This window comes from Microcoleus sp. S13C4 (assembly GCF_036700865.1).
GTDB lineage: Bacteria > Cyanobacteriota > Cyanobacteriia > Cyanobacteriales > Microcoleaceae > Microcoleus.
Map to the genome: position 1 here is coordinate 1 of NZ_JAUBPS010000169.1, position 1474 is coordinate 1474.

At 43.9% G+C, this 1474-nt stretch carries 1 protein-coding gene; it reads left to right on the top strand.

The genetic code is table 11. The features are described from left to right. The first annotated feature begins 242 nt into the window (after positions 1–242). Positions 243–1460 (top strand): ISAs1 family transposase, encoded by a 1218-nt coding sequence (locus QT996_RS28455; protein WP_333050852.1) that lies wholly within the window; start codon positions 243–245, stop codon positions 1458–1460. Positions 1461–1474: the final 14 nt, after the last annotated feature.

Sequence of the window (1474 nt, forward strand, 5' to 3'; positions counted from 1 at the left end):
GGTATAAATTGTACTTGACTTTAAGGGCAAGATATGAAGGAGTATCCAGTCAATAACGGTTCTTGAGAATCCATTGAAGGTCTTGTGACGATCGCCCGATCCGTGTAAGTGATGCTCGTAGCGGGCGCTCGAATCACCACGGGCGCTCGAATCACCACGGGCGCTCGACCCGCAGCCTTAAAGATGTCAAATGCGTCCTATAATACTGCTTCATATCAGTCACGAAGGGTGAGGAAAAAACAATGGAGAAAGGATTCGCTCGTGTTGTGAATCAGCCCAAATCATCGCCGACGAGCTCCCGGCCAGGACCCATCGACCTGCAAGACTTACAAATGGGCTTATCAACTTATTTTAACGATCTACCAGATCCGAGAGTAGACCGAACCAAACAACATTTACTTAAAGACATTCTGGTCATTACCATATTAGCTACGATCGCCGGCGCTGTCGGGTGGGAAGACATCGAAAATTATGGACTCAGCAAGCAGCAATGGTTAGAAGAATTTTTAGAATTACCCAATGGGATACCAAGCGATGATACATTTCGTCGTGTATTTGAAAAGCTCGACCCGAAAGTTTTAGAGCAGAAGTTATCGCAATGGTTGCAACAAATTATGGGTTCCGTCTTGCAAGAAATTATCCCGATAGATGGCAAAAGTTTGCGAGGTTCTTACGATCGAGAGAAAGGTTTAAAAAACTTACATTTAGTGACAGCTTGGGCGAGCGAACAGCGTTTGGTACTCGGGCAAGTCAAAGTTGAAGACCACTCCAATGAAATCACAGCTATTCCAGCACTACTAAAATTAATCGACATTTCCGGAGCGATTATCACCATTGATGCGATGGGGACTCAAACAGAAATAGTTCGACTGATTCGTCACAAAAAAGCCGATTATGTCGTGGCACTAAAAAGCAATCATCCCACCCTTTATCATCAAGTTAAAGACTGGTTTGATACTGCAAAAACTCAGGGATTCATGGGAGTTGAAATGAGTTATGATTCCCGAACCGAAAAGGGTCATCATCGCGTCGAAACTCGAAAAGTATGGGCGGTATCAGTTGCCCAATTAGGAGGACTTTACAAGCAAGAAAAATGGGCAGGATTGCATACTATTGTTATCGTCGAAAGAGTTCGTCATCTGTGGAACAAAACCACTCATGAGGTGCAATTTTACCTAAGTTCTTTACCAGTAGATGCTCAGCTAAATGGTCGTGCTATTCGTCAACATTGGGGCATTGAAAACCAAGTGCATTGGAGTTTAGATGTGACTTTTAATGAAGATAAATCCCGGATTCGCTCGTTAAACAGTCCTCAGAACTTCGCTCTGGTAAGACGGCTTGCACTCAATGCGCTCAACCAAGAGACAACTCTCCAACGTAGCCTGCGACAAAAAATCAAACGGGCCGCAATGAACAATGACTATATGATGCAAATTCTCAAGTGCTTTTGTCAAGGCTGATTGAGATGCTCTTA